Source organism: Marinicella meishanensis (genome assembly GCF_019931145.1).
GTDB classification, from domain to species: domain Bacteria; phylum Pseudomonadota; class Gammaproteobacteria; order Xanthomonadales; family Marinicellaceae; genus Marinicella; species Marinicella meishanensis.
Genome location: NZ_JAIOUV010000006.1, coordinates 131,106 through 153,156, shown reverse-complemented (window position 1 = coordinate 153,156; position 22,051 = coordinate 131,106). Strand labels below are relative to the sequence as shown.

20 protein-coding genes are annotated in these 22,051 nt (G+C 49.4%); 5 read left to right on the top strand and 15 right to left on the bottom strand.

What is annotated here, in order from left to right:
* Positions 1-24: 24 nt before the first annotated feature.
* Together K7G70_RS11580 and K7G70_RS11575 are read left to right on the top strand one after the other, a co-directional pair.
* A complete protein-coding gene (locus K7G70_RS11580; RefSeq protein WP_223788812.1) occupies positions 25-2,136 on the top strand; it encodes a zinc-dependent metalloprotease family protein in 2,112 nt (703 codons plus the stop codon).
* A 178-nt stretch (positions 2,137-2,314) separates the two neighbouring features.
* Positions 2,315-2,596 (top strand): hypothetical protein, encoded by a 282-nt coding sequence (locus K7G70_RS11575; RefSeq protein ID WP_223788811.1) that lies wholly within the window; start codon positions 2,315-2,317, stop codon positions 2,594-2,596.
* Positions 2,597-2,670: 74 nt separating this feature from the next.
* Here the strand turns inward: K7G70_RS11575 and K7G70_RS11570 are convergent, their stop codons facing one another.
* The 5 genes from K7G70_RS11570 to K7G70_RS11550 form a co-directional block, all read right to left on the bottom strand.
* Positions 2,671-3,903 carry a DUF8740 domain-containing protein gene (locus tag K7G70_RS11570; RefSeq protein ID WP_223788810.1) on the bottom strand — a complete coding sequence of 411 codons (1,233 nt, stop codon included), beginning with the start codon at positions 3,901-3,903 and terminating at the stop codon, positions 2,671-2,673.
* A 12-nt stretch (positions 3,904-3,915) separates the two neighbouring features.
* The gene (locus K7G70_RS11565; protein WP_223788809.1) at positions 3,916-4,167 is read right to left on the bottom strand and encodes a hypothetical protein; all 252 of its coding nucleotides are present in this window, start codon (positions 4,165-4,167) and stop codon (positions 3,916-3,918) included.
* Between the two features lie 268 nt (positions 4,168-4,435).
* On the bottom strand, positions 4,436-4,933 hold the full coding sequence (locus tag K7G70_RS11560) for a hypothetical protein (protein ID WP_223788808.1): 498 nt from the start codon (positions 4,931-4,933) through the stop codon (positions 4,436-4,438).
* A gap of 214 nt (positions 4,934-5,147) precedes the next feature.
* Positions 5,148-5,936, bottom strand: coding sequence for an amidohydrolase (locus tag K7G70_RS11555; protein ID WP_223788807.1), 789 nt, complete (start codon positions 5,934-5,936; stop codon positions 5,148-5,150).
* Complete coding sequence (locus K7G70_RS11550; protein ID WP_223788806.1) at positions 5,924-7,117, bottom strand: methionine aminotransferase; 1,194 nt, start codon at positions 7,115-7,117, stop codon at positions 5,924-5,926. Before K7G70_RS11550 ends, K7G70_RS11555 begins: the two co-directional genes overlap by 13 nt.
* 171 nt (positions 7,118-7,288) lie before the next feature.
* Here K7G70_RS11550 and K7G70_RS11545 point away from each other — a divergent pair, with 171 nt between their 5' ends.
* Positions 7,289-8,161, top strand: a complete 873-nt coding sequence (locus K7G70_RS11545) for a TraB/GumN family protein (RefSeq protein WP_223788805.1) — start codon at positions 7,289-7,291, stop codon at positions 8,159-8,161.
* Positions 8,162-8,418: 257 nt separating this feature from the next.
* Here the strand turns inward: K7G70_RS11545 and K7G70_RS11540 are convergent, their stop codons facing one another.
* Positions 8,419-9,876 (bottom strand): phospholipase D family protein, encoded by a 1,458-nt coding sequence (locus K7G70_RS11540; protein ID WP_223788804.1) that lies wholly within the window; start codon positions 9,874-9,876, stop codon positions 8,419-8,421.
* A gap of 431 nt (positions 9,877-10,307) precedes the next feature.
* On the opposite strand from K7G70_RS11540, the gene K7G70_RS11535 reads away from it, so the two are divergent.
* The gene (locus tag K7G70_RS11535; protein ID WP_223788803.1) at positions 10,308-11,777 is read left to right on the top strand and encodes a DUF3336 domain-containing protein; all 1,470 of its coding nucleotides are present in this window, start codon (positions 10,308-10,310) and stop codon (positions 11,775-11,777) included.
* A 337-nt stretch (positions 11,778-12,114) separates the two neighbouring features.
* On the opposite strand, the gene K7G70_RS11530 is transcribed toward K7G70_RS11535, so the two are convergent.
* Both K7G70_RS11530 and K7G70_RS11525 read right to left on the bottom strand, forming a co-directional pair.
* Positions 12,115-13,368: a CaiB/BaiF CoA transferase family protein gene (locus K7G70_RS11530; RefSeq protein ID WP_223788802.1), complete on the bottom strand. Its 1,254-nt coding sequence runs from the start codon at positions 13,366-13,368 to the stop codon at positions 12,115-12,117.
* 249 nt (positions 13,369-13,617) lie between these two features.
* Positions 13,618-14,844, bottom strand: coding sequence for a lactonase family protein (locus K7G70_RS11525; protein WP_223788801.1), 1,227 nt, complete (start codon positions 14,842-14,844; stop codon positions 13,618-13,620).
* A gap of 626 nt (positions 14,845-15,470) precedes the next feature.
* Here K7G70_RS11525 and K7G70_RS11520 point away from each other — a divergent pair.
* Positions 15,471-16,214 carry a hypothetical protein gene (locus tag K7G70_RS11520; protein ID WP_223788800.1) on the top strand — a complete coding sequence of 248 codons (744 nt, stop codon included), beginning with the start codon at positions 15,471-15,473 and terminating at the stop codon, positions 16,212-16,214.
* 193 nt (positions 16,215-16,407) lie between these two features.
* Here the strand turns inward: K7G70_RS11520 and K7G70_RS11515 are convergent, their stop codons facing one another.
* The 7 genes from K7G70_RS11515 to K7G70_RS11485 form a co-directional block, all read right to left on the bottom strand.
* The gene (locus K7G70_RS11515) at positions 16,408-16,923 is read right to left on the bottom strand and encodes a hypothetical protein (protein WP_223788799.1); all 516 of its coding nucleotides are present in this window, start codon (positions 16,921-16,923) and stop codon (positions 16,408-16,410) included.
* A 173-nt stretch (positions 16,924-17,096) separates the two neighbouring features.
* Positions 17,097-17,483, bottom strand: a complete 387-nt coding sequence (locus tag K7G70_RS11510) for a hypothetical protein (RefSeq protein ID WP_223788798.1) — start codon at positions 17,481-17,483, stop codon at positions 17,097-17,099.
* Positions 17,484-17,751: 268 nt separating this feature from the next.
* Complete coding sequence (locus K7G70_RS11505; RefSeq protein WP_223788797.1) at positions 17,752-18,963, bottom strand: energy transducer TonB; 1,212 nt, start codon at positions 18,961-18,963, stop codon at positions 17,752-17,754.
* Between the two features lie 9 nt (positions 18,964-18,972).
* Entirely contained in the window at positions 18,973-19,362 is a 390-nt protein-coding gene (locus tag K7G70_RS11500; protein WP_223788796.1) for a hypothetical protein, read from the bottom strand.
* Entirely contained in the window at positions 19,355-19,519 is a 165-nt protein-coding gene (locus K7G70_RS11495; RefSeq protein WP_223788795.1) for a hypothetical protein, read from the bottom strand. Before K7G70_RS11495 ends, K7G70_RS11500 begins: the two co-directional genes overlap by 8 nt.
* Positions 19,520-19,633: 114 nt before the next feature.
* On the bottom strand, positions 19,634-20,299 hold the full coding sequence (locus tag K7G70_RS11490) for a hypothetical protein (protein ID WP_223788794.1): 666 nt from the start codon (positions 20,297-20,299) through the stop codon (positions 19,634-19,636).
* A gap of 88 nt (positions 20,300-20,387) precedes the next feature.
* Positions 20,388-22,016, bottom strand: coding sequence for a YncE family protein (locus tag K7G70_RS11485; protein WP_223788793.1), 1,629 nt, complete (start codon positions 22,014-22,016; stop codon positions 20,388-20,390).
* Positions 22,017-22,051 lie beyond the last annotated feature (35 nt).

Sequence of the window (22,051 nt, the reverse complement as noted above, 5' to 3'; positions counted from 1 at the left end):
AACAACCAACCATGAGGAATCACCATGAAACTCCCTTTATACAAAATGGTGCTATGGGTCACCACCTTGACCTGGAGCTGCCATGCACTCAGTAACCACGAACTGTTCATCGCCGATGAATGGGCCACCTGGGACCACATCAGCCAGGCTGACTTACCCCCAACCATGGACCCAGAGCGAATGGCGGTTGGCACCATCAACACAGAACAAATGCTCCAAACCCAAGTTGGCGATTCTTGGACCCTGCCCTTACCTGGGATTACACAAAAAATCAGTCTGTATGTCGAACACATTGACCATCACATCCACGGAATAAAAACCCTCACTGGCATCATAGACAGATTCCCAAATGCCAATTTCACCATATCGGTTGAAGGGTCACGTGCATTAGGAAACCTCAGAATCAGCGGCTCAAGTTACATCATTGAACCAATCAGCAAATCCTCTGCAGCTTCTCACCGCATTTATCGAGCCATTTTCCCAGAAGACCGCAAGCACAATTACCTGAGCCAAATCTTGCCTCAAGGACACGATCAACAGTCCAAAGAAGTGAACTTCCAAAATAAAAATGAAGGTGCCAAACCAAGTCCCACAGTTCATGATGTTTCGGTTCTGTTTTTGTACGCCAACAACGTCACTGATGCCAACATGCTGGCCAGCAATGTGGTCACCAAGTTTAATCAAGTGTTGCAAAACAGTGAAGTTGGTTTCAATCAAAGTCACAAAATTTCTATAGCAGGCCCAGCACAAATGATAAATTCTGACTTTCTTGGAGACACCCGCGAAGACATAGTGAATCTGATGAGCAGCAAAAGCGAACTGTTTTCAGACATCGAAATCAGGCGTGATCATGTGGGTGCTGATCTCGTCTTTTTATTCGTCAAAACTGAACTGGGGCCCACATTTGAACGGGTTGGTGGCGCTGCCAACACTTTTTTTCCAGAATCACCCTATGGCGTCAGTACCGACACCTATGCACTGGGAGATCTGACTGCCATACATGAAATTGGCCACATGCTGGGTGGAATTCATCCCGAAGACTCAAAACCAGACATCAACAATTCACTCAATCATGGCCTGATTGATGCCAACAATCAATGGCAAACCATCATGGGGGGATACAATGAAGATGATGGCTGTGTTTTGGATACCAGCGTCGCACCTGAAAAACAAACTTGTCGCCGCATTGAATATTTTTCTAATCCCGCTTTGAATCCAGCTGTGGCCGGAGGCCAATATATCGGTAACAACCATTCAGCCAACATGAAATCAACATTGGAATTGACCATACCTCAGGCCGCTAATTGGGGCAGCATATCATCTCCCGTTTACAGTGAGCCTATCAGGGGCTACTCGTTTGATCCCGAAAAAAATGGTCATGGTTTGCACATCACCAAAGCTGGGAGTGGCGACAACATTCAGTATGTCATTGTATTTTACACCTATGACAACAATGGTGAACCAGAATGGATGATTGCTCAAACATCGAACTACCAAAACAACTCATTAAGCGGCGATTTCTATCGGTATACTTTTGATGACAACACCGAACAAACCACACCACAAGACGCAGGCTCCTTCACCCTGGATTATGCACTTTCTTCAGTTAACAACAGCAGCGCATGCGATGGCGTCAATCGCAGTGCTCAACCTGGAGTATTTAATTGGACCATAGACGGTCAAACCGGCAGTTGGTGCATGCAACCCTTGTTCTTGGATGAAAATTTCGAACCCAAAATCCCCAACCCAAGTTCAGTCTCGGGATTATGGTTCGAGCCGACTCTGAGTGGTTGGGGCAGTTCATTTCAAGTGGCTCCAACTGGCAGCACCAATGTGGCTTTGGCCACTGTTTACTATTTTGATCAATCAGGTGTAGGTCGATGGGCTAATGGGCAACTGAACAATGTGCCCTTTCTGCAGAGTGATTTTGTGTTTAACCTATTCAACCATGTCACTGGTTACCCCAGAACGGGCACGGGGTCCACGACGACTCAGGACATTGGCACTTTTAAACTGCTGTTCAGCAATGGCAACCGCAGTTACATCAACGCCACCTACCCCTCGCCTCCGGGGGGCACTTGGCTGAGGGATGTTGGCAACATGCAAGGTGTGGCCATTTCCAGACTGTCTTACTGATCATACCCGCCAACAAGCCCGCTCAAGTCATCGAGCGGGCTTGTCAATTTCACGCAGAAATTTGACCAAACTGTTTGAATCCGTTTTTGTTGTTCACTTCGATAGGCTTACTTCGACCCAAGCTCAGCACGCCGCAGTGACCTTGGTTTTCATTGATTATAAGTCTCAGGACATTGTCATGCCCATTGCATCCTGCTACCCTACGCCGATGGCCAAACCCCACAAAAAAGGTCCCACCACCACGGTGGATGTGTTTTGCAGCGGTTGCAAAACCCAGCTGTTCACCTACCGCAAAGGCGGCAAAGGCGCATTGATTAAATGTTTCAAAGAGCGCATCAGCAAAGACTTCACCCAATCACCAGGCACTTGTCCGGCTTGTGATCAGGTGTTTGCTCGTGACACCTTGGTGCGGGGCACACCGGCTTTTAAAATCATCGGCGACAAGGTGTTCAGCAAATAAAGATTCATGGCTGATATTTAAGTCAAAAAAAACCTGCTATGACAGCAGGTTTTTTTACACATGCAAGTTTGAATTCATTCAATCCGAACTGGACCATAGCCACCATCAGGCACACCAGTCACTGCCACGTTGTTGGCCTGGATTGGCATGACTGTGTTGGTCGGATGGTTCAAAGTTTGACAATTGGTGGGCGAATTTCTACGGCGATTGTAAGCGGCATTGTCGATCAAACTGGAATTTTTAGGTACGTAATAAGTCCCGATTCCTTGAATGGTGAAGACAAAACCTTGGGCAGCCAGAGTCGAACCACTGCCATTCGAGTTGGCTGTGTACATCAAATACAAAGGGGTACCCGTACAAGCCCCATCATTATACAGAGGAGAGGACAAACCTGGAGTTCCATCGGCGTTCACATGTACCAAATAGCCGCTGTTGTTGATAACGGTCCACTGATTGTTGGTAAAACCAATGACTTTTCCGAGAACAGCATTGTCAGACACCCGCACCAGTCGGGTACCTGGACCGTCTTGCAGGGGCGCCAAATCAACGGTTTGACTGCTGCCACCCTCGATACCGATGGTCAACTCTGTACCACTTAACCCTGAACCTGCAATGTTTTGGTCATCGGTGCCAGTGCCATCCTGCAACGCAGCCAAATCGACCACTTGACTGTTGCCTCCTTCAATACCAATGGTTAATTCAGTTCCGCTCAATCCAGATCCTGTGATGTTTTGGTCATCGGTACCGGTACCATCTTGTAACGCAGCCAAGTCCACCACTTGACTGTTACCACCTTCGATACCAATGGTCAGTTCAGTACCACTGAGTCCTGAACCAGTGATGTTTTGATCATCGGTGCCTGTGTTTGGATTGGCTGGCTGCCAACCGGTCACTGCATCAAAAGTCAATACCTGACCGGCGGTTGCGCCTTTGTCAATCAAACTGGCGGCATAAGGTACAGAATGCATTTTTTGCAAAGGACTCAAATCAGTGTAACTGGCATCGGCTTGTTGTTTAACAGAAACCAACAACCACAAGTCCAAACCATCAAAAATGGTTGACCCCAAGTCAACCGATTGAATGGTGAATAATCCCATACTTACATTCACCCCCAAATGCTCAGACGTGGCCAGAGGAATTCCGGTTCCATTGGCATTATCAAAGGCACTGATGGTCATGTCATACAAACCAGAAGCAGGCGCACCATTGTCCAATAATTCACCTTGGTATGTGAAAGTGTGATCGATCTGAGCGTGCAAAGGTACCGCAAACAGGCTGCAGAATAATAAGATGATTGTTGTTTTCATATTAAGTCCTGATTAATCTAGGTTGTTTTTAAAGATCAAGTCCCTATTGGGGATCATGATTCCACTGTTTATTGCGAAGTCATTACCGGCAATGGTTTCCTGGCTGTCATGCTGTGCCACGGCGGCGGTGAGTTCAAAAGACCCACCTGCTGACTGACCGCCTCCACTTGAAATGGTGTGGCGCGGCAACTCATATTGAGCATGAGCTTGAGCAAAAACCAATACCAGCACACCAATCACAACTGATTTAATGGCAGTTTTCATTGAATTTCCTGAGTACAGTTAAAAATATTGTGAACACAAATCTGAGAAAACACACACCCCTTTTTTTGTGTTTTAAAAATGATAGCAACTTTCGTAATTCATCACCAGAGATATCATTCATTCTCAGTGAAAATAAGTATCCGGCCAGCTCTCAAAACATTCATATGAATGAACACTGACAATTATTGACCCAAAGTCAGAATTCTGAATTCATGATTTCTCAGAGAACTTAGTCAATGTATCCTACGCAAAATTGGTTGGTCTACATTCATTGCTGACTTGGTGTAGATGGATTTGGTTGTGTTGGCTGAGTCCCCGTACCGGTGGCCGCTTGGCTGATGGTTTCGATTGACTTCAGAAAGGTTTGGTAAATGGCAATTTGCTGTTCGGGGCTGGCATTGGTGTTCATCGACAGCTCACAAGCCCGGTACAGCATTTCCCGCGCCAACAGCACCAAAGGACTCAAGCCACCTGCGGTGACCACCGTTTCACCTTGGGAACCGCTGATGTTGCCACTGTCGCCACCGGCCGTCGCACCCACGGAAAAACCGCCTTGGAATGCCGAAGAATAGTCCGGATCCGGCTCCAGGCAAATCACACTTTGGTTGCCCACCGGCTGGATGTAAGTGTTGATCACATCCGGGTGGTTGCTGACGATGCCAATGCCATCGACCGTGGTTTGTTGTGACTCAATGGCCACTTTTTCCAAAGACGCGGCACAAGCACCCAAGCCCAACACCGCGACCACACAAAGCCAATTTCTCATGATGATTCCCCCTTTCTTTTTTGTGATTGTTCATTGACCATTAAACACAGCCCAACGCAAAGAGTCAAGAAATGTATATTTTTCTTATTCCATTGCGAACCCAAAAAAATTGAGGACTGCGAAATGAATTGCCAAACGGTTGCTGTTCAGCGGTATCGAAGGGGTGCAAAATGGTTCAAAGGCCACAACGGATTGAGAACAATCCCTCAACAAGTCACTTCAGCTCAAACTCATCTGCATCCAAATAGGCCGGAAAGCTTTGTTTGAATTGATCCAGTTTGGCAATATCAAGGGTGGTGCTGATGATTTGCACTTGGTTGTCTGAGGCAGCGACCATCGGTTCACCGACAAAGTCCAACACACAGGTGCCACCCGAATGAGCCACCCCTGAACCATCGCTGCCAACCCGGTTGACGCCGATCACATAGGCTTGGTTTTCCATCGCCCGGGCTTTGAGCAAAGTGTCCCACACATGGCGGCGTGCAGCCGGCCAGTTGGCCACATTGACCAACAAATCGTAGTCTTGGCGGTTGCGGGAAAACACCGGAAACCGCAAGTCATAACAAACTTGAGGAAGGATTCTGAAGCCATTGATTTCGAACACTTTTCGATCCATACCTTGGGCCACATAGTCGCCTTCGTTACCCAGCCGAAACAGGTGTCTTTTGTCGTAAAACTCAACCCGGCCATCCGGCCTCACCCAATAGAATCGGTTGGCCTTTTTATCCCCTGCAGCCACCAATACAGTTCCCGCCATCACACAATGGTGTTGGGCGGCCATGTGTTTGAGCCAAACCAAGTCATCCCCACCATCCGCCGGCTCTTTCACCATCGGGTCATGGGTACAAAATCCGGTCGAGAAAGTTTCGGGCAACAACAACAAATCCAATGCATCGTGGTCACGAAAATACGCCACAATCAGGGCTTCCAGCGCGGCGAAATTGGCGGTCTTGTCCAACCATTGGATGTCGGCTTGAACCGCGGCGACCGTCAGAGTTGACACAACAACCCCGCGGCTTTCAACAAGGTGCCGTTGTTTTTGGCAAAACACAGTCGCACCACTTTGTGATCCCGGTGGTAGGCTTTTAACACCTCAGCTTGGTAAAAGGGACTCAATGGAATGGCCGCCACACCGACTTCGGTGGTCAACCAATGGCAAAATTCCGTGTCTTTTTTGTCTGAGACGGCCGCATAATCCAGCAACACAAAATAAGTGCCTTTACAGGGCAATACATTGAACCGGGTGGCCTGCAGGGCTTTCACCAAAACATCCCGCTTTTGTTGGTAGAATGCCGCCAATTCATCAATGTGTCCAGGGTGCGACTGCAACATTTCTGTGACCGCATATTGGGCTGGGGTAAAAGTACAGAAGGTCACATATTGATGTATTTTTCTGAATTCAGCGGTCAAGACTGCAGGTGCCACACAATAGCCCAACTTCCAACCGGTGCAATGAAAAGTCTTACCAAAACTGGATATCACCATGGAGCGGGCGAACAATTCAGGATATGACAACACACTTTCGTGTCGTTCACCATCAAAGGTCATGTGCTCATACACTTCGTCACTGATCACATACAAACCATACACCGTGACCAAGCGCTGCAAGGCTTCCAAATCACTGGCTTTGAGTAAGGTGCCGGTCGGATTGTGGGGACTGTTGATCACGATGGCTCGGGTGTTGGCGTTGATCGCCTGCTCCACTTGTTCCCAGTCAATGGCATAATCCGGTGCCGTCATGGCGATGTGGCAACAGCGGCCACCGGCCAATTCCACAGCTGGCTCATAAGAATCATAGGCCGGATCAAACACAATCACCTCATCGCCGGGCCTGACCACAGTTTGAAACGCCACCCACAAGGCTTCGGTGGCACCAGAGGTCACGGTGACGCAATTCATGGCATCCAATGGGGCAGCGGCATTCTGGCGATAACAACGGTCTACCAAAGCCCCAATTTGTTCCAACAAAGCCGGCAAACCCGATGACGGACAGTACTGGTTCTTGCCGGCAGCGATGGCTTCACTGATCGCACCTTTCAAAAACTCGGGCACATCAAACTCAGGAAAGCCTTGGGACAAATTGATCGCCCCATGTTGAGCGGCCAACTGTGACATCTCGGTAAAGATACTGGTGCCCACATGCGGCAATTTGGATTGGAATGTGGTGGTGTTGACTGTGTTCATATGGGTGTCGGATAACAGGTCAACACAGTGTACCTGATTTGTCTGCTGCAATGAAATAGATCGAAGGTCAGGACCCCAACGATTGATGAATCAATGTGACCTTCGGCCCACCACCCACTTTCTTCGTTGGTGTACAATGGGTGACTCACAACCAAACAAGGAATCTCACACATGGAAAACAAACTCATCACCCTCATCCTATTCGCCCTGTTCACCACCGTCGGTCACAGCAGCGAATCGACCAACAAAGCCAACAGTTCCATGATTTGGGAGATCACCGGACCGGGCATTGAACAAGCTTCCTACGTCGCCGGCACCGTGCATGTGATGTGTGAAAAGGACCACCGACGAGACCCCCGTTTTGCCGCAGCCATGGAGCAAGTGGACCAGCTGTACCTGGAAATTCACCTGGAAGACCCCTCGGTCATGATGTCGGTGATGATCACCGACGTGCCGCTCGAAGAACGCCTTTCACCCGTGCAATACGAACAGCTCAAAGGCATCATTGGTCAATACACCGACTTTGACATCAGCATGTTCAAAAACATGGAAATGTTTGCCATCTCAGCGATGTTGTTGATGACCTCACTGGAATGCCCCATCGTTGGTGTCGAGGAAGACTTGGAAACCCAAGCCCAAGCCATCGACATGCCGATCAAATCTTTGGAAACTTTGGATGAACAGGTCGCCGTGATGCGCGCCATGGATCCACCCAAATCAGGCGAACCCTGGAGTGAAGAAGAGTTGAAAGCCTACGGCATGGTGCCAGAAATGTTTCGGGAGATGCTCGACCTGTACTACGCAGAAGACATCAACGACATCCACCAAATGACCATCAGGGAAATCAGCAAAGTCCACAATGGCGCTGAACTGATCGACGTGCTGTTGGATGCCCGGAACAAAAACTGGGTCAAGAAAATGCCCCAAATCATGCAACAAAACCCCACCCTGTTCGCCGTCGGTGCTGCCCACCTTGGCGGCCCCAATGGTGTGGTGAATTTACTTAAAGAAGCCGGTTACCAATTGAAACCAGTTAAACCCTAATTCCTCCCAGCCCCTCCTGCAGTCCATGCTCCTATGACCTCTGGTGCGTCGACTGCAGTCGACCGTTCCCGCCACGTGTTCTCACGACATCCCCACATTGTTGTCACCCCGAGCGAAGTCGAGGGATCTCAAAACGCACACCAGATACCTCCACTCACTGCGTTCGGTTGGTATGACAAGTGCTTGTCATCCCGAGCGCTACCGAAAGACCTCAAAAATCGGGCCAACCTGTTCATTAATTCAGCCCCTTAACCACCCTAAAACGTCGACATCCCCGTCGCTTCCATGATGCGGTAGCGCCAGTAGCGCAGGCGGCTGTCATCGGCGTAGTGGGCATGGGGTTGGCTAAAAAATTGATTGGGCCCATTGTGCCAATACAAGTCAAAATAAGTGGCGGCATCGGCAAAAGCCGACAAATCCGATGGCCCGACCAATGCCACATTGGTTTCCAGGTTCAAATCATCCAGGTTGCGGCGGGTGTAATTCGCTGAACCCAGAATCAGCTCACTGCGGCCATGCTCCCGTTGGGTCAACAACATTTTGCTGTGACATTGCTCGCCATGCGTGTCACACCAGCGTACCGGAATCCCGGCTTGCGTCAACTCATGGGCCACTTGTCGGTTGGGAATGCCGTTTTTCTTTTTGCCAAAAGCGTCCTCATTGGGGTCAAGCAAGACCCGCACCTGAGCCCCCTGCTCATGCGCCTGCTTCAGTGCTTTGATGATGCCGCGGTGTGACAGGTAAAACATCTTCAGGTCAACCCGGTCTCCGGCAGCACTTTGCATCAGAACATCCATCACCCGATCACGGATCTGGCTTTCGGTCAGCACTTGTATGGTGGCCGCGGATGGCGCGGCCGAAGCACCCGCTGTTGGTCTTGGCAAGTCCGCCACCTCGGCTTGAGAAAAGTCCAACACCGCTTGTTCGGAGGCCAACAGGTCGAGCACGGCGGGGCCAGTGAACTCCAGTGCCACGTTGCCGTGCGCACTGCTGGCATCATGCGGGTTGCCCGAGGTCACCAAACCCACCAGACCAGAGGGTGAATCTGCGACCAGTACTTTGCGGTGATTGGCTTTGAAATTCAGTAGTTTAAGCCAAGTTCTTAACGTGACTTTTTCAAGTCCCACGGGGTTAGGTATCCAGCCACCCTCGCTCGAATTACCCCACCATTGACAACACAGGCGCCAAAGACCAGACCAGGTTGGGTTGGAATCACGCAAACGATTCAAATCTGTCATCACCACTTCAATACCTGCCTGGCTCAATTGATCCAGGCGTGATGATTTCAGCCCGCCATACAATTGATTGATTGGATCGGTGATCAGCACCACACGCAAGCCTGGTAATTCCTGTTTGCGCTTGATCGTCACGGCCGCCAATTCATCAGACAAGGGCCGCATGTTGGGATCGTGGCCATTGGCCGCACCGGCGAAATCATTGAACAAAAACATGTCCAACACCACCAACCTCTCCGCTTGTTTGATCAGAGTCAGCACCCGATCAAAAATCTGCTGTTCGGTGTACCGCACCCCATCTTCATCCACCCATGTGGCATCGGCTAAAAACCGCACCTGCCCCACCGGCTTCTGAGCCGATGCGAAACTGATCCCCGCCGGCAACGGTTTGAAACTGTGATAGGCCCCCATACCAAGCCAGCCCAACACCAACAGCCCCAAAAACCAGCGCATCGTGCGTTTGATCGTGAACCTTCTCATGCCATCGATTGTAGCCCATTCCCAACCAACAAGACCAAGGAACATCAATTGAAATCCACGTCACCCTGAACGCAACTGGCAAAAGCAGTACAGTTCAGTCACAAAAAAGCCTGTCATCCCGACCGAGTGAAACGAGCGGAGGGATCCCATCACCGCTCTAAGATTCCTCGCTTTCAAGGAAGTAAGCGCTTGAGTCGAGACAGGATCAGAGACCGGCGCCTACATCGATGTAGGTGTGCCGAGCGAGCTTGGAGCAAAATCAACTGAGAGGGGATCGAGGGGTGTGTAATCCATAGTTTTCAACCAAAGTCTAAGCTTAAAAAATTTGATTCAAATCAATATGCCAGCCAACCCCAAACTCCCCAATCCCAAAATCAACTCACATCATTTATAATGGCATACCAATCAGATGATGGACCTGGACCAACCCGATGATTTCAGTCAACGACACAATCTCCCTCCGGTATCTTGAGTTCAAGATGCACCGCGCCAAAAGCCACGCAGAATGGAAAGATTCGGCGTTGAAGCACGATGCGATCTCTGGCTTTGAAGCTTGGAAGCACAAAGAAGAATCGAACTCTTATGATTACCGAAACATCCGCACCCGGCTCAATGTCCTGAAGAATCTCAGAAAAGAACGGGATGACGTGGGCCTGTTGTTCGCCCTGAATGAAGGCATCCACGGCAACCAAGGCGGCATGGGCAAAGCCAAACTCTATGAACTCGCCAAATTCGGCACCAAACAATTGATCATTGACTACGTGAATGAAATTGTCGATGCCCTGGAACACATCGCCACCATCCCCGAAACCAAAGACATCACTGGCCAAGACAAATTGGACTTTTTTCAACGCGCCAGCCATTGTTTCGGCCGCTCTGCCCTGATGCTCAGCGGTGCCGGCTCCCTGGGACATTTTCACCGCGGCGTGATCAAGTCATTGTTTGAACACGATTTGATTCCCAATGTCATCTCCGGCTCCAGCGCCGGCTCCATCTCTGCGGCCTTGCTGGGCACCCGCACGGATGAAGAACTCGAGGCCCTGGTGCATGGCTCCACCAAGCTGGACCCGCTACAAGATGAAATTGATCAATACCGCAGGCGCTTGATCCGCAAGCAGACCGATTCTGAGTCATTGAAGTTGCTGCTGGAGGCCATCATTCCTGACCTGACTTTTCAGGAAGCCTATGAAAAAACCGGTCGCCAAATCAGCATCACCATCGCCCCTTATGAAGAACACCAAAAATCCAGGCTGATGAATGCCATCACCTCGCCCAATGTGTTTGTGCGCTCCGCAGTCATGGCGTCCTGTGCGGTGCCCAGCATCTTCGAACCGGTGATGCTGATGGCCAAAAACGTCTACGGTGAAGCCCAACCCTATTTGGAGCACCGTTTGTGGGTTGACGGCGCGGTGACCGATGATTTGCCGGCCAAAAGATTGGCCAGATTGTACGGTGTGAATCATTATATCGTCAGTCAGGCCAACCCCTTGTCATTGGCCATCATGAAAGGCGAAGACTATTTACCCGTTCCAGATGGCATCAAAAACGTCGTCAGGGTATCCTCCCATGAAATGCTGAAAGGCGGCGAATACATCAGCCGACGCTACCTGCGAAAACTGCCCAAGATCGGTCAGGCCATGGGCATCATCCACTCTGCGGTGGCCCAAGAATACAAAGGCGACATCAACATCGTCCCCAGCTTCAGTTTCGTTAACCCACAAAAACTGCTGGGACAACTCAATTCAGATGAAATCAAAGAGCTGGTATTCGAAGGCGAACGCGCCACCTGGTCCCGCTTGGAACAAATCAAAATGTGCACCAAAATCGGCCGCAAACTGGACGAAATCCTCGACCACCACGCCGACCACGACGTTAAACACCTCTACAAAAAACGCCGCTGATCACGCCAAAGTAGCCAGAAGGCCAAGCTCCAATGATCTGCAATCTGCTTCCCCTCTCGCCTACATGGATGTAGGTGTGCCGAGAGAGCTTGGAGCGGAATCGGCCGAGAGGGGATCGAGGGGTGTGTTAATCCACAGAACCATTTCCAAGATAACAGAAACGCCCAAACACCCCCTGGAGCGTCGACTTCAGTCGACGTCATCCCGAGCGCAGCCGAGGGATCTCAAAACAATCACGAGATCTCTCCACTCACTGCGTTCTCTCGAGATGACAACATTTCGTGATCCTGGCGCAGACCGATATGACAAAGCATTGACCTTCGCCACCAAGAAGGAATTATGCAATCACCCCATCCGCCAACAAATTCGCCAACTCACCCTCAGACAACCCCAATTCTTCAGACAAAACTTGCCTGGTTGAACCACCCAAAACCGGTGGCGGCAAAGGGTATGACAAGGCCGCTGCTGAGAACTTCAGTGGATTGGCAATTTGTGGGATCTGACGGCTGTTCTCATCAACCATCTCAAACAACATCTGGCGGTGCTTGACTTGCGGCTGAGCCATGGCTTGGCCAATGTCATTCACTGGCCCACACGGCACCCCAGACTGGTTGAAGTGTTCAAGCCAATGCCCAACGCCTTGAGTCAACAACGCTTGGGCCAACAAGGGAATCAAACGGTTGCGGTTGGCCACCCTCTGGTGGTTGCTGCTGAATCGGTCGTTTTGGGCCAATTCATCCAGCCCCAGTACCGAACAAGCCCGGGCAAACTGCTCATCGTTGCCAACAGCCAAGAAAACCTCGCCATCGGCGCAGGGGAACGTCTGGTAGGGCACGATGTTCGGGTGGCCATTGCCATGCCGCTCAGGCACCTGCCCACTGACCAAGTAATTCATGCCCTGATTGGCCAACATGGCGATTTGTGTGTCCAACAAGGCCAAATCAATGTGTTGTCCTACACCCGTTGCCTGGCGTTGGTGTAAGGCCGCCAAAATGCCGGTGGTGGCATACATGCCAGTCATCAGATCCGTCACCGCCACGCCGACTTTTTGCGCTTGACCACCGGCCGCTGCGGGCTCGCCGGTGACGCTCATCAAACCACCACTGGCCTGAATCATGGCATCGTAACCCGCGGCATTGGCTTGTGGCCCGGTTTGCCCAAAGCCGGTGATGGAACAATAAACCAAACCCGGATTGATTCGGCTCAGGCTGACATAATCCAAGCCATACCGCTTTAGACCGCCCACCTTGAAGTTTTCCACCAACACATCGGCCTGCCGCGCCAGCGCAATGACCAAGTCCTGTCCCCGCTGCTGGGTGAGGTCGATGCACACCGAGTGCTTGCCCCGGTTGGCCGCCAGAAAATAGGCCGACAGCGCAGCCTCATCCGAGCCACCAGCCAAATATGGCGGACCCCAATGTCGGGTGTCATCCCCCACCCCTGGTTTCTCAATTTTCCACACCGTCGCCCCAAAATCTGCCAAGGCTTGCGTCGCCCAAGGACCCGCCAAAATGCGGCTCAAATCCAATACTTTGATGCCATCCAACAGGGTTGGCGATGGCTGATTGCTGGTTGTTGATTGATCAGTCATGAAACGATTATTGAATGGCTGGCATCAATAATCAATAGCCCTGTTTCCTGTGAGCAGGATAATGAATCCGTTGCGACCTCCCCTGATCTTCGCCTCCTGATCCTGGCTTCGACCAAGCCCAGCCACCTCTTAGCAAGGTCGCTGGGCCCGCCGAAGTGATCACCCCAGATCATTGTACACTTTCAAAACAATGATCGTCCCTGATCACTGCCCACCCATCCCTGGGTTAAACCCCAATTGCCACCTGCATCAATCGAACCCATCCCGGAATATGACATCATCGATTTCGGGGTGGGTGTTGATGATTTGAATGGCGTTGTCGATCACGGCCGTGGTATACAAGAATCCATCTTGGCTCAGTAAAATGTCACTGAGACCAAGCATGTGATCAAATCCATTTTGACCATCGTAATAAGCCGATTCATACACCAAAGAACCGTCTTGCTGATCCCTGCTGAAGACCACCAGGTTGTAGTCCCATTGAGTGGCGATCACCAAATAGTCCTGGTCTGGACTCATGGCCATGCGTCGGGGTTGAATCAAACCAGAGATACCATTGGTTAAATTGACATAACTGGCATCATAAGTCAGTTCGCTGGTCAGTTGATCAACCGTGAATACCACCACCGCATCACGGTCATAAGCCAAAGCATATAAATACCGGCCATCCCCTGACAGCAGGAGATCCACAGGATTCTCCAGATCGACGATGCCGTCTTCACCATTGATGTATTCCTCTGACGGCGTCAACAACCCGGTCATTTGATCCCTGGCAAACATCACCACCCCGCCAGAATTGGGTGGTCCAGTGGTACCCAACGTGACATAGAGGTGATCCTCGGACTGGTCAAAAACCAAATCAGAACCGAAGCCACCGCCCGATATGGCGTATTTAGTCACATAAGTTAACTGACAATCAGTCACATCCACACTGAAAACCATCACTTCACTGGAAACCGCCATGTAAAGAAAACGGTTGTCACTGCTCAAGGCAATTTTATAGGGCGCAGTGAAATTCCCATTGCTGGGATCCAACCGGTCTATGGCCTCCACAAAAGACAGTGAACCGGATACTGAGTCCACTCTGAAAGCAGCCAAATGACCATCTTGATCGAATGGCACAATGAACTTAAGAGAGGAAACATACAAACAACTGTTGTCAAGGGTGATTTGAATGTCGTTGATGCCCGTTAAGCCGTCCACCCCAGCCACCCCTTGGGTGTACGCAAACGCTTCAGTCAATGCGCCATTGGCCGGATTCTTCGAATAAACCGTGATGGTGTCTACCGCGTCATTACCTGACAAACTGGTGCCCGCATAAACAAAATCCCCAGATGGGCTCTCTTCAATTTGTACCACCCCATCATTGGAAACAAAGTCAACATACTCCAAATAAGAATCACCACCCCTTGACACCCAATCGGATGCCACCAGTTGATGAGAAAATAAAATCAATAAACCACAATGTAATTTCATCAGACACTCCCTTTTGCTTGGTTTTTTATGCGGTGTTGTGATCGCCGCCATAAAAGCCACAAAGCAACACACCACTCAATTCACCGCCATTGTGAACCAAACCACACCAGCCAAACCACCGCCAGAAAGACATTGGGAACATTGTTTATACAAAATGAAACATTTCAGATTTGACCAAAGAACTCTGCCCATCACCCCAAACAAACCACTTGAAATCACCAAAAGACAGCGCCCCCTGGAGCGTCGACTTCAGTCGACGTCATTCGAGCGAGCTCGGAGCTGAATCAGCAGATAGGGGACTGAGGGGTGTGTTACCTCTTAGCCGATATCACTCCGAGCTAACTCGGCACACCTACATCCTTGTAGGCGAGAGGGGATCGAGGGGTGTGAAAAGCACAGAGCCATTTTCTAAGGAACTGCAACACCCATAAGACCTCTGGAGCGTCGACTTCAGTCGACGTCTGCGCCAACTCAATTCTGCCGAAAAAACCACACCATTGACACAAAGTAGCAATCCATGACACCAAGCAACCCCAGCCGTGCGAAAAAACTGAACCAGACTTACAATGCACAGATAAGCACAGAAACTGCGAACCATTTCAACCAAACAGCCCAGGAGAAAAAACATGCCAATGGACCTATTCCAACAGTTTATCTATTTCACCATGGTGGCGACAATATACCTGTCACCCATTCTCGTCGTGCTCATCATCACATTCTTGATCAAGAAAAAATTCAAAGCCATCATGTGGACCATCCTCTCGGCACCCCTCACTGGCTTGGCTTTGTGGGGGTTTTTCTACCTCTCCATATTCACCGAAATGTCCAAAGATGCCAATCACCGCGAAGACCTGTCAGCCCGGTTTGACTTGAATGACGGCATTAAAATTTATCAAGGTGCTTATGTGGGCCTCAGTGATCGAGGTTCAGAGCCGCGCAACAGAATTTTTGAATTCTACCAAGTTGAGAAGCACGACAAAAATGCCACATTCATCGTATCTGTGCCAGCCAGAAGGGCCAGATCAGCCGCTTATGCCAACTTCAAGACCGAACAAAGCCAACCACTCGAACCCGCTTATCTGATTCTGGTGAACACCCACCAACATCAGAACTATAAGGTTGCTGGCAACCCCGAGGAATTCATCCAACAAAATTTCCCCTCCATCCCCGAGTCAGTCAGCATCCACAACATATTCATCCTCAAAATGAACGTCAAATACTCAGTCAATGTCTTCCTCTATTGGTCACCCATATGGCGGGATGAAAGGGCCCGCGAAGACTTAAAACGCAACCCCAACAAACCACCCTGGCTTTGGACCCACCAAAAAGTCTACTTCACCTTCCTCAAAGGCAACCGGGATTACATATAAGCGAGTGTTTGAGACCAAGAGGGAAAACGATGTGTGTCCCACTTCCCATCTTGGCCGATATCGCTCCGAGCTAGCTCGGCACGCTTACATCCTTGTAGTCGGCCGCTTACGCGTCCTGCTCACGCGGCACACCTACATCCATGTAGGCGAGAGGGGACCGAGGGGTGTGTCAACACAACCCAAGAACCAAAAACTACAGCACTTTCAACAACCCATTAAGCAAACTCAAAGGCATCACCGCCGTGTCTGGCGTGCTGCCACTGTTGTTTCCAATGCCTGACGAAACATACCGACCCACCCGCAACAACAGGTACTTTTCACCCTTGCGGTGACCGATAAAAGCATCGGTGATTTGCGTTTGAGGCCGAGATTTCTTTTGCTTCATCCCCATCAGACTGATTTCATCGGCATAAGCCAACACAGGGAATTCAACCGGTTCAGGAAAGCGATGGGTTCGGTGAAAACCAAACATCCGCCAGCTCACATTCTCAACTTTGACCATCCAATTGTCGGCCAACTCCTGATAAGACGACGCATCCAAACCAGACAGCAAAGCCGACCTGAGTTGATCCGTCGTACTGGCATGGAACACCAGTTGATAATGCCTGCGCCTGACCCAGCCCTTGATGCGCACATCAATCTCAATGGTTGCATCCGTGACTCTGAACTCGGCCACCATGCCTCGATGACTGTATGATTGGCTGCTCATGTTGACCTGGGCCCTGAGGAAACGCGGTTTGTAAGGATGGGATTGAGCAGCATGAAGCGTATAAAGCCAAACAAAAACTGGAAGATAATAACTGGTTTGGTGAGAAAAATCGAAAGTTCAGCAATGGTTTCAATCGAGGTTTTCCTAAACGAAATCATCTATTGAGTATAATCTCATTCCTCAGAATCATGTAAAACAGGCCCTCTAACCAACTTTCCATCTTTAAACTCATATCGAATTTTAAAACCTGGGCTCAACTCTCCAGTGGCAAAGTCTTTGTCATAACTTTGAACCAATAACACCTCTTCAGACTGTTTTAAAATTTTATTGTCTGTCTTATTGATTTTATTAATAATTTCTTCGAATGTCTCATCCCCGTTTGTGAACGGAAGACCTGTCGCGAACACACGAAACCCGTGTTCTGGAGGAATCTCACTTCTGATCATTTGCTCACGGGTGACTTTATAAACCCGCGGTGATTCAGAACCATCCGTCTCAGACTTTGCTGAAACCACAAATGACAACAATAAAAATATTATGATGCTGATCAAATTTTTCATAGAGATTCCTTAAGTTACATTTTAAATCAATGACTCTGACCCCTTTGACTTCATCGGCAGACATCAGCTGCCCGCAACAATCACGTGGACTGAAGTCCACGCTCCAAATGTATACTAACCCATCGTCCTCGGGCTTGACCCGGGGACCCATTTTCATCAGTCTATAAATACCCAAAGCCGGATTTCTAAATCGTAGCGAATTCATGGTATGAATGAAGACTCAGCGAATATCGTGGACTCAAGTCCACGCTCCAATAGATTGAACCCATCAATCCCCATCACCACCATAAGTCAGCACTTGCAGGATTTGCGACAGATGGCCTTGTTCTTCAAATATCAGGATGTCCATTAAATTTTGCATCAGGGGCATCAAATCATCATCCGATGCTTTGATGACTTTACTTTGTTCCACCCCGCCATTTTCATTGATCAGGGCCGCAACTTTGATCCAGCTTCTAGCCATTGAGTGGTGCCTGTTATTGACCATCGCAATTTTCTTGACGGCCCGCGGCTCCATAAAGGTGACTTGCCAATGCATGTTGATGGTGCTGGCAACCGCTTGGCCATCTCGGTAAGCCGGGATGAACTTCAATTGTGACAGCTCTTGGTCCACATCGTCTTTGATGAAGGGAAAATCGTACCGCCGATCATTGGTCAAAGGTTCCCATTTCTCAACCCGGCCGGCTTGATTGATCGTTAAGCGAAAAGAGCGGCTTTTGTTGTTATCGGTGTTGGTTGAATTGACCGAATCAATGGTGTTGATCAACTGCGGCGGGTGGTTTCTGGCTGAAAAAATATGATGATACCGCTGAAACACACCGGGGAATTTTTGATACTGCGCCCGCACGTCGTCGATGATGTTGTTCAATTGCGCCGCAAAATCAGGGATCTGCTGTCTCGCTTCCTCGTCACCCCAAATAATTGGCTTTACATTCAGAGCCATCAGGTCATCATCAAACAACAAAGCGACCGCATGCACATCTGCTGGCTCGATGTCGGACTCAATCGTTACGGTATCGGTAAACACCACCCATTCTTGGTGATAGGGGATTTCTTGCACCCTTTGACGCAACCGCTCAATGGCGGCTGGATCCCACCATTTGTTAGCTGCTTCGGGATCAAATTCGATGGTCACCATGGCTTCTGTTGGAATCGGTTTGCCAAAATCCAATTTGGGCGCATAGCGATACTTTTTGCTGGCAGCAACAGCCGCCCCCTCAAACACCCCAGCAGGCTCGGCATCAACCACCTCCACCCAAACCACATCCCCCTGCTCATCAATGCTCAACAACAATTCAACCCGGCCCGACTGACCATCCAACAAGGCTTCCAAAGGGTAATCAGGCGCGAAGGTCTCAAGTGGCTTCGCTTCACTGTTCGTGGCCAACTCAGCCCAAACGCTGTTTGACAACAACAAGCCACCACACAAAGCCAAGAAAAACCCACGAATCATCAAGATGCCCTTTTTGTTTTCAATCATTGCCATACCTCAAACCTCTGAACGCCTGGCCAAACCACCACAACACCAATCATCATAATCAAATGATTCAGGATCAGCGATCAAGGCCGCAGAACGATTGACCAACTCCAACAGCTTGGGATGTTGCGTATTGCCGGCATCGGCCAGGAATTGGTCAATGTAATCTCGACTCTCTGAGCGGTATTCAGTGCGGACCGCATCCCCAACAATCAAATAAGCACATGCCAAAAAGTACCTTTGCTTGGGGCATTGATCATCCGCCGCAAATGCCAAAACCAGATCATTGAGCCCCAAAAGAACCACTAACAAATCAAAGTCCTGCATCGGCTCCATCGCCTCAGCATCATAAGCCCATTGTCGCAGCTCTGCCCTAGAAGGATTGACTGGATCTTTAACCATCACTTCCTTTTTCTTCAGACTGTTGTTTTGAATCACTCAACGGGGCCGAACTAACCGCTTCTTTTTCCTTGTTTGCTTTGTGTTGATTAAAAAAGTCAAACAACAAAAACACCAAAGGAATGGCACAAGCAATCAACAACACATAAAACAGCATCATTCAATCCCCATTGACCAGCTTGTGCAGGGAGTAAACAAATAGCAAACCCCAAATTTTTAAAGTCATACTCACCCTTAATTGCTCCTGCATGATAATTTTCGATTTATCAGACACTTATTCACCACAACTGACAGAACCCTCTAAACTGAACACATCCAGTCCAAACCTTTGAGGCGCAGAATACTCAAGCACGCCCTCATTCAAGTCATAGTCAACATTATCAATGCCCCCTTTGATCTCACAAAAGGCATGGGCATGAAAACTGAATTCATCTTCCAAAAACTTCGCAATGTCAAAACCCTCATCAAAGTTAACCTCATAGGCCATCATGATGACCTCCATGGTTTGGTTGTCTATGAATGTCTTCCTCATGCCATATTCATATGCTTCATCGACATGCAAACAGGCGAATTTGGACTGCATCAACTCCCGATGCTTGTAGATGGAGTCCTTCGAAACAGAGGGTGTTACGGAATATTCAAATTGAATCCACTTGATGGCTCTGAAACTGCCACACACTTCATATGCTGCATTGTGCGCTGCTTGCTCCAGCATAACTTCAGGCGCTGGCTCAACACCATGGCGTGTAAAAGCCACTGCCTGCCTTAATTCGTATTGGTTTCCTTCAATGTATTCAAACGCTAACGTCTCAGCAACACCGTCAGGATATTGCTTGTACTTTGCAGTCAAGCCACAGCCAGACAAGAAAAACATGACCACTGCCAATAGAATCAGCGTCTTGGCATATGATTTGAGGAATTTTTCGAGCGTATCATTCACATTTAATCATCCAAATGAAACTTGTCCCATTCAACAAAATCATCAATCACAGACATACCTCAAACCTCATATCACCTTCCCCAACACCTCACTCACCCACATAAAAGGCTTCTTTCCCCAGGGGGGATTTGATGGATGCCAGCTTTTCACCGGTTTCGCTTGAATACAGCAGGGCGCGGCTGTTTTTGTTCACCACAAACCACTTTTTGTCGGATTCAAAACCCATGAGCTCATCATGCTCAATTTCCTTGATCACTTCACCACTGACAGCATCGACCAAGGTGGTGGTCATGTCGGTGAAGTTGATGGTGGGTGTTTTGCCGTCGTTGTATTTGTAAAACCCAATCACGTGTTTCATGTCGGTGATGTTGTATTTGTCCTCGAAATCTACCGCATCAAACACCGTGATGTCCTGAGTCGCTCGGTTGTGGACGAACAGTTTGTTTTCTTGGTGACTGAACAGCATGCCGATGCCCTTTCTTGACATGGGAATTGGCACAATGCCGCCCACCGTAGAGGACACCACGATCAACAACGATTTGCCCAAAATCTTACCCGCCCGTTTGGCGCTTGAGCCAATACCCAGATCATTCACCAGGCGGTTATTGGCCACATCCAACATGTGCATGCGGGTGCCCGAATTGGTGACCAAAAAAGCCTTGTCGCCCGCGGAGTTAAGCAGGCCCATTTCGGCATTGAAAGGCAGGTTTCTGTTCAATTGAACCGACCAATCATTGGCATCAACCAAGGCCATGTTTTCTTTACCACTCAATAACATCCGCTTGGACTCGGCATCAAACCACATGTCATTCAACTTCACGTCCACATCCAGCACCTGGTGTTTGTTCAAGCCTTGTTCGCCCAACAGGTAAAACTCGATGTTCCTGGGCGACTTGCGGGTGCGGTTGGCGATCAACAGTTGCTCTCCCCCATCCCACTCAACAAACTGCTGTTCACGGTCGCTGAGGATGCGCTCAGCCACTTGGGCACCATCCTTCTTCAGATCATAAATTTTGAGCTCCGCATAGCGGGTGGTGTCCTTCTCCGACAAAAGAATTTTGCGACTGATCAACAAGTAATTTTTGAAGCTGTGAACCACGGTTTCCCCGCGGCCATGCTTGATCCGAGGCAGTACCTTTTCTTGCGCCAAATCAACCACCACCAGCGAACTTTTCGGGCTGGAAAAATTGTTGTCCTTAAAATAAACAAAACGCCCATCATCGCTGAGCTCAGCCACCGAATACTTGCTGTTGATCGGAAAACTGGCGGTTTGCTTATAATTCAGGGTATCAAACAACACCAACTCTTTCTTGTTTGGCTTGCCCAACACCACGGCCAGCGATTTGCCGTCATTGACCAAGCGGAAAAAATAGTCCGAAGCCAAATCCCTGGTCTCAATGGTCAAACGCTCGATATTGACCTCTTTCCTGACAGCCAGCGTGTCTCGTTCCAACACATAAATACGGGTCTTCTTGCGCTTCTGATCGGTGAGCAACAAATAATGGTCCAACTGCGGAAAGTCATAAAACGCCGGCTTCATCGTCCGGCTCTCAATCGGCCCAAATGTCGCCAACTCCTCGCCATCCTTAAAATCCACCAAGCGCAAAGTACTCCCATAATTGGGATACAACTTCTCATACTCATGAATCACAAACTGCTGTGCCTGCACCGCAAACGCCCCACACAAAGACAGCAACAAAACCAAACGAATCATCATGGATTTAGTCCTTTAAATGAAGAAGAGCCAACGAT